Origin of the sequence: Achromobacter sp. RW408, from assembly GCF_003184165.1 — a bacterium.
GTDB classification, from domain to species: Bacteria; Pseudomonadota; Gammaproteobacteria; order Burkholderiales; family Burkholderiaceae_B; genus Achromobacter; species Achromobacter xylosoxidans.
The window spans coordinates 509,958-517,013 of record NZ_QHHO01000040.1; the positions used below are offsets into that span (position 1 = coordinate 509,958).

At 68.8% G+C, this 7,056-nt stretch carries 5 protein-coding genes and 1 pseudogene; all 6 read right to left on the minus strand.

Annotated features, from left to right (window positions below):
- Positions 1 to 197, minus strand: a pseudogene (gene aroE / locus DK459_RS09915) (shikimate dehydrogenase); the annotation flags it as partial.
- Positions 194 to 1,093, minus strand: a complete 900-nt coding sequence (locus DK459_RS09920) for a TonB family protein (RefSeq protein WP_080981541.1) — start codon at positions 1,091 to 1,093, stop codon at positions 194 to 196. The pseudogene aroE and the gene DK459_RS09920, both read right to left, overlap by 4 nt.
- 38 nt (positions 1,094 to 1,131) lie before the next feature.
- Positions 1,132 to 2,220 carry an ABC transporter ATP-binding protein gene (locus DK459_RS09925; RefSeq protein ID WP_110134669.1) on the minus strand — a complete coding sequence of 363 codons (1,089 nt, stop codon included), beginning with the start codon at positions 2,218 to 2,220 and terminating at the stop codon, positions 1,132 to 1,134.
- On the minus strand, positions 2,213 to 3,991 hold the full coding sequence (locus DK459_RS09930; protein ID WP_024067677.1) for an iron ABC transporter permease: 1,779 nt from the start codon (positions 3,989 to 3,991) through the stop codon (positions 2,213 to 2,215). Before DK459_RS09930 ends, DK459_RS09925 begins: the two co-directional genes overlap by 8 nt.
- 147 nt (positions 3,992 to 4,138) lie before the next feature.
- The gene (locus tag DK459_RS09935) at positions 4,139 to 5,236 is read right to left on the minus strand and encodes an ABC transporter substrate-binding protein (RefSeq protein WP_006392747.1); all 1,098 of its coding nucleotides are present in this window, start codon (positions 5,234 to 5,236) and stop codon (positions 4,139 to 4,141) included.
- A gap of 197 nt (positions 5,237 to 5,433) precedes the next feature.
- The coding region (locus tag DK459_RS09940) for an extracellular solute-binding protein (RefSeq protein WP_110134670.1) at positions 5,434 to 7,056 on the minus strand (1,623 nt) is incomplete at its 5' end.

Consider the following 7,056-nt stretch of genomic DNA (forward strand, 5'->3'; position numbering starts at 1 on the left):
ACATTCAGCCCCAGGCCGCCCTCGGCGGCGAACCCGGCCACGGCCGCCGTGAAGCCGTCCACCGGCGCCAGCAGGCGCTCATAGCGCAGCGGCTTGCCGGTCTGGCGGGAAAACAGGGCGTGGATCTGGGGCGAACGGCTGTGCGCGATGGGGTTGCCGATCACGGCATAGCGGGCAAGAGGGGGCGCCTCGGTCATGGGGCTTCGGTTTCCAGGGTGTCGTTGACGAAATGCCAGGTGCGGGTGATGACCAGCACATCGGTGTCGCGCGCGATGTCGGGCGGGAACGGCGGAAACGGCGCGGCCAGTTGCACGATGCGGCGGGCGGCCTGGTTCAGCACCGCGTGCGGCGACGGCTGGTCGATCTCGACATTGGCGATGCTGCCGTCGGCCCGCACCGATACGGTGATGCGCAGCGAACCGTAGATGCGGCCGCGGGCTTCGTCGGGATAGTGCTGGGTGCCGACCGCCTCGATGCGCGCGCGCCAGGCGTCCAGGTAGGCGGCGTAGCGCGAGGCCTGGGCGGAGGGCGCCACGAACTGCTTGCGCGGTTCGGCGTTGTATTGCTGGACCTTGGCCGCCAGGGCGGCGACCTGGGCGTTCTGGATGACGCTGGCCTGGTCCTCGGCGTCCTTGCCCCGCTCGTTGCCGTCTGGCCAGGGGTTGACGGCCTGGCGCTCGGCGCCGGCCTTGTCGGCGGCCCGCAGCTGGGTCATCAGGCGGGTCTGCTCGGCCTCCAGCTGGACCTGGCGCTTGCGCATGGCCTCGAGCACGATGGTCTCGGCCGAGGCGCCGGTCTGGGGCAGCGGGGTGGTGGCCAGGCCGCGTTCGGCGTTGCCGCCGCCGCTCATCTGGTTCTGCGCCTGGGCGCGCGGCGTGTCGGGCGGGGTTTCGCTGCGCGCATTGAGCAGCACGATTTCCAGGCTGGTGGCCGGCGGGCGCGACAGGGCTGGCGCGCCGAAGCGCCACGCCAGCGCGCCGGCGTGCACCAACAGCGAAATCGCGATGCCGATGCGCAGGTAGTGCTGGGCGGGCGCGCCCAGCCACCGCAGCGGCCGGCTCAGCGGGAAGGGGGAGTCAGCGAGGCGTTGCACGCACGCATTGTAGAGCCACTCCGCCCGCCGCCGTCACCCTACTTGGCCGGGCGCGGGAACACCCACACCTTGCCGGCCGGCAGCGCCAGGCGGCAGGGGCCGGGTTCGCGGCTCTCGGGGCCGTAGGCGCGCAGCGCCAGGGTATTGGCCGGATCCGCGTCGGGGGTGCGGAACAGGTATTCCCAGCGGTCGCCCAGGTACATGCTGGTCAGCAGCGGCATGTCGATGTGGTTGCCGTCGGGGTCGTCCGCCAGGCGGACCTGTTCGACCCGGATCACGGCGGTGGCGTCCTGGCCCGCGGCCACCCCTTCGCCGGCCTGGCCCCACAGCGCCCAGCCGCGGCCCTCGATGCGGGCGCGGCCGTCGCGCACTTCGGTGACCTTGCCGTCCAGGCGGTTGTTGCTGCCCATGAACTCGGCGGTGAACAAGGTCTTGGGCGCGCCGTACATCTCCTGCGGCGTGCCCTGCTGCTCGATCTTGCCGTTGTTCAGCAGCAGGATGCGGTCGGAAATCGCCATGGCTTCGCTCTGGTCATGCGTCACCATCAACGCCGACAGGCCCAGGCGGATGATCAGCTCGCGCAGGAAGGCGCGGGCCTCCTCGCGCAGCTTGGCGTCCAGGTTGGACAGCGGCTCGTCCAGCAGGATCACGGGCGGGCTGTAAACCAGGGCGCGGCCGATGGCCACGCGCTGCTGCTGGCCGCCGGACAGCGCGTGCGGATGGCGCTGGCCCAGCTTGCCCAGGCCGAGCTGGTCCAGCACCGCCTGCACGCGTTCGCGCACTTCGCCCGACGGCACCTTGCGCAGCTTGAGCGGGTAGGCGACGTTGTCGAACACGGTCTTGTGCGGCCACAGGGCATACGACTGGAACACCAGGCCGAGATTGCGCTCTTCGGCCGGGATCTCCTGGCGCGCCGCGCCGTCGTAGACGGTGCGATCGCCGATGGTGATGCGGCCGCGCTTGGGGCCTTCCAGACCGGCCACGGCGCGCAGCAGGGTGGTCTTGCCGCTGCCCGAGGGGCCCAGCAGCGACACCACCTCGCCCTGGCGCAGCTGCATCGACACGCCCTTGAGCACCGGGTTGTCGCCGTAATCCAGGTGCAGGTCTTCTACAGAAAGCTCAATCATGAAGTTTGACTCCGAATCGCAGGGCGATGCCCAGGCCGATCACGACCAGAACGATATTGATGAAGGAAAGCGCGGCCACGATGTCGATGGCGCCCGAGGCCCACAGCGATACCAGCATGGAGCCGATGGTCTCGGTGCCGGGCGACAGCAGGTAGACGCCGGTGGAGTATTCACGCTCGAAGATCAGGAACATCAGCAGCCACGAACCGATCAGGCCGTACTTGGCCAGCGGCACGGTGACGTGGCGCGTGACCTGGCCGCGGCGCGCGCCGGCGCTGCGGGCGGCTTCTTCCAGTTCGGGGCCGACCTGCAGCAGCGTCGACGAGATCAGCCGCAGGCCGTAGGCCATCCACACCACCGTGTAGGCCAGCCACACGCTGAAAATGGTGCTGCGCATGGCGCGCAGCCATTCGACGAAGTTCTCGCGCGCCCACTCGGCAAACGGCAGTCCCGACAGCCAGCCGCCCAGGTCGGCGTCCAGCGCGTTGTCCAGCCACATCGGCACGAACAGGAACACCCACAGGAAGGCCAGGCCCGCCAGCAGGCCGGGCACGGCGCGCGGCACCAGCACGCTGTAGTCCATGAAGCGCGTGACGTTGTCCGGCTTGCGGTGCATGGCCAGGCCGACGAAGGTGTAGCAGATCACCGCCAGCGCGCCGCCGAACACGCCGATGGCCACCGAGTTGACGATCGCGCGCATCAGGTTGGGTTGCGAGAACACGGTGCGGAACGCGTCCAGCGACAGCACGTCGAACAGCGACACGCCCATGCCCCAGTTGGACACGAAGGCGCGCAGCAGCACGCCCAGCAGCGGCACCACGATGGTGACCAGCAGCCAGAACGCCACCACGCCGCCGGCCACCCAGCGCCACTTGCCCAGCGGCAGCGGACGGGCGCGCGAGGCCTTGCCCTTGACGGTGACGAAGCGGTTGGCGGTGCGCATCAGGCGGCGCTGCAGCATGACCAGCGGAATCGTCATGCAGATCAGCACCACGGCCACCGCGGCCATCAGGTGGTACGAGGGGATGCCGAGCTTGTTGGTCAACTTGTACAGGTAGGTGGCCAGCACCAGGTTGCCTTCGGGGTCACCCAGCACCAGCACCAGGCCGAACACTTCCAGGCCCAGGAAGAACAGCAGCACGGTGGCGTACAGCATGGCCGGCCGCACCATCGGCAGGCTCACCGACACCATCACGCGCAGCGGCGAGGCGCCGCTGACGCGCGCCGCCTCCTCGACGTCCGAGCCCATGCTGCGCAGCGCCGACGAAATGTACAGGTAGGCGTGCGGCACGTGCGTCAGGCCGGCGATGATGACGATGCTGGTCAGCGAATAGACGTTCCAGGGCACGAAGCCCAGGATGTTCTGCGCCCAGGTCGAGAAGAAGCCGACCGGGCCCGCCGCCACCACGTAGCCGAAGCCCAGCACCATTGGCGACACGAAGATCGGCACCAGGATCAGCGGTTCGATCCAGCGCCGGCCCGGCAGGTCGGTGCGGATCATCAGGAACGCCAGCATGCCGCCCAGCGGAATGGCGATGATGGCCAGCCCGAACGCCAGGATGAAGCCGCTTTTCAGCGCCTTGTAGAAATCGGGGTCCGCGAAGATGAAGCGGAACGCATCCAGGCTGAAGACCTTGGACGGCGTGAAGAAGGGCGCGGATAGAAAGCTCTGGATGATGATGAACGACAGCGGCACGTAGATGGCCAAGGCTGTGATCAGCACCACCACGCCGCGTGGCAGGGACTGCCATTTTCTGCGCAATGACTGCATGGGGAAATCCTGTTATCTCGATAGACGCGGGCCGCGCCCGTGGGCCATGAACACCCGGCCCGCGGGCGGCCTGGCGGGCGGCGGTGCTACGCCCGCCCGCGTGCTTGCGGCCGGGGCGCGCGGCCCCCGGCTGTACCGGCGACAGCCTTACTTGCCGGCGGCGGCGCGCCAGTCCTTGATGAACTGCAGGCGCTTGTTCTGCTCCAGGTAGTCGAGCAGGGTCTCGTTGACCGGGATCGGCTTGAGCGAGGCGCCCAGCTTCTTGGTCATGCCGTCGACGTCGTTGTCGCCTTCGATGTCGTCGCGGACCGAGGCCAGGTCGGCCTGGTTGGCCATGATTTCCTGGCCCTTCTGCGACAGCAGGTAGTCCATCCACAGCTTGGCGGCGTTGCGGTTCTTGGCCTTCTTGCTGATGAACGCCACGCGCGACAGCACCAGCGCGTAGTCGGTCGGATAGGCCACGCCCAGCGACGGGTCGGTCTTGGCGCGGGTCTCGGCGTACGAGCCCAGGATGTTGTAGCCGACCAGGTTCTCGCCCGACGAGACGCGTTCCATCATGGTGCCGGTGGACGACTGCACGATCAGGCCGCCCTTGGCGATGTCCTTGAGCGTCTCGAAGTACTTGGGATCGTTGGCCTTGTCCTGCACCGCCAGCATGAAGCCCACGGCCGACTTCTCGATGTCGTAGGTGGTGACCTTGTTCTTGAACTTGTCCGGCTGGCTGGCGATCAGCTTGGCCAGGGCGCCGTGCGTGGTCGGCACTTCGTTGGCCGGGATCAGGCGCTTGTTGTAGATGAACACCGCCGGTTCGTAGGTGGTGCCGTAGGCCGAATCCTTCCACACCGCCCAGGCCGGCAGCTTGCCGATCTCGGGCGACTTGTACTGCAGCGCGTAGTCGGTGGCCAGCTTGAGGGCCGAGTCCATCGACGAGCTCCAGACGATGTCGCCGCTGCTGCCGCCCGCCGCCTGCTCGCTGATGTAGCGGTTGTACAGCTCGGTGCTGTTCATGTCGTTGTATTCGACCTTGACGCCGGGATACAGCGCTTCGAAGCCCTTGATGATGGGGCCGGCCGCCTTGGTGTCGGTGGTCGAGTAGATCACGACCTTGCCTTCCTTCTTGGCGCCGTCGAGGATCTTCTGGTAGTCGGCCGGGTAGCCCGCGGGCACTTGCTGGGCGTAGGCGCTGCCGGCGGCGATGGCGAATGCTGCGGCGCAGGCGGCCGCCAGTCTGGACTTGGCAAGCATGTCTTGTCTCCGTTTGGAATTGGTATCGACAGGCGCATGGACCTGTTGGCGCCCATCTTAGGATTCGGCGTCTGTCGTCGTCCTGTCATGGGGCGACAGCCGGGATAGGGGTAATCCCGGTGTTCGCGCAAGGGGCCGATCTTTTGGGGGCGGCCGTTCGCCTGCCTTGCCGCGCGCGAGTCCGGGGCAGCCGCGCCCTACGGCCGTTCGGGCGTGTCGGTGACCAGCCGGATCCAGTTCTGCACGAAGCGCGAATGGCGCCGCTGGTCCAGCCCCACCAGCAACGCCGGCGACAGCACCACCGGCTGCACGATGCCCTGCGAGCGCGCCAGCACCGCCTCGGAGGTCCAGCGGCCGGGCGTGTCCTCCATGATCGAGCCGAGCGCCGCGTGGCTGGACGCCACCTGCTGGCCGGCGGGCGACAGCAGCCAGTCGACCAGCGCGCGCCCCAGGTCGGGGTTGGGCGCGCGCCGCGCGATCAGCACCGAGCGCGCCAGCACCAGCACGTAGTCCTGCGGGAACACCACGCCGATTTTCGCGCCCGCCGCCTGGCGCGACAGGGCGTACGACCCGAGGATGTTGTAGCCCAGGTCCATCTCGTCGTTCTCGATGGCGTCCAGCAGTTCGGCGGTGGTGGCCGACAGCCGCACGCCGACCTGGCCGAAGGCGTTGGCCAGGCCCCAGAAGTTCGACGACACCAGCTCGTCCTGCTCGGCCATCAGGTAGCCCACGCTGCTGCGCGAGATATCGTAGGTGCCGACGCGGCCATGCAGGCGCGCGCGGTCCTGCTCCAGCGTGCGCAGCAGGTCCTGGCGCGAGCGCGGCACGGTGGCTTCGCTGTAGCGCTTGGGGTTGTAGACGATCACCGCCGGCTCGAAAGTGAAGCCGTAGACCTCGTTGCGCCACACCGCCCACGATGGCAGCCGCGCGGCATAGGGAGAGGTGTAGCGCTGCGCGTAGCCGTCGTTGGCCAGGCGGATCTGCAGGTCCGAGGCCGAACTCATCAGCACGTCCACGTCCTTGAGGCGGTCCTCGATCGCCGCTTCGTACAGTTCGCGGCTGCCCATCTCGCGATAGACCACGGTGACGTCGGGCCGCTGCGCCTGGAAGCCGAGGATCAGCGGCGCCACCACCGGTGTGTCGGTGGGGCCGGCAATGGTCAGCACGCGCGATGACGGCTGCGGCGCGGGATAGCGGGTGACGATCTCAGGGACCTCGGCGGCGCGCACGTCTGCCGGCGCGGCGGACAGCAGCAGGAACGCCGCGCCGACTACGCCTATCCATCCCGCCAGCCCGCGTCCCGTCCGCGGGCGCGCCAGCGGCAGGATGACGCGCGCCGACAGGCCGCCGCCGGACCGATCCTGCAGCCACAGCGAGCCGCCGTGCGCTACCGCGACCGATCGCACGATGGCCAGCCCGAGGCCCGAGCCGGGCTGCGATTCACCGGTGCGCCCGCGCGTGAAGCGTTGCTGCACGGCTTCCTTTTCATCGTCGGCGATGCCGGGGCCGCGGTCGGACACCGTCAGCGCCACGCGATACCCCGCCACCGGCGTCGCCTGGATGTCGACGTTGCCCTGCGGCGCATAACGCAGGGCATTGTCCACCAGGTTGCGCAGCATCTCGCGCAGCGCCACGCGATCGCCCGCGATGCGGGCACGGCGCACCTCGGGGGCGATCTCGATGCGCAGGCGCTGCGCCTCCAGCGGCCCGATGCGGCGCCGGGTTTCGTTGATGGTCTCGGCCACGCCCACCGGCGCGCGCGCGCCCTTGCCCAGCCGGTGCGTGATGGTGGCGTCCATCAGCAGCTGGTTGATGAGCTG